At 65.5% G+C, this 432-nt stretch carries 1 protein-coding gene; it reads right to left on the reverse strand.

Annotated elements, in window-relative coordinates:
* Positions 1–131: 131 nt before the first annotated feature.
* Positions 132–432, reverse strand: a 301-nt coding sequence (locus tag RAD15_RS44025; RefSeq protein WP_458184897.1) for a hypothetical protein, incomplete at its 5' end; no start/stop codon positions are given.

The following is a 432-nucleotide window of genomic DNA, read 5'->3' on the forward strand; positions in this document are numbered from 1 at the left end:
GCCATGGAACACCCGAAAAGCAATGTGGAACACCTCCGGGGCCAATTTGGAACACCTCCCGGGAGGTGTTCCAGAACAGTCCGCCAGGCGTGCCGGCCGGCGCGCGCGGGTGCGCCGGCCGGTACAGGGGATTATCTCGCGATGCGGGTGACGCGGCCGACGCTGGTATCGCCGGCCCACATGTTGTTCTGCTTGTCGAACACCCAATAGCTCGCCTCGATGAACTGGCCCGGGCCGATGCCCATGCCGTTGCCCACAGCGCCGACCACCTTGCCATCGCGCGTCAGCTTCAGGAACTGGCCGTCCTGGCCGCTCGCCATCCAGGGATTGCCGTCGCGGTCGAACTGGATCGCGCAGACCAGGTTGCGCGTCTGCATCGTCCGGAGGAACTGGCCCCGGCTGTTATAGACGACGATGCGATAATCCTCGCGG

The organism is Bradyrhizobium sp. 14AA (assembly GCF_054185205.1).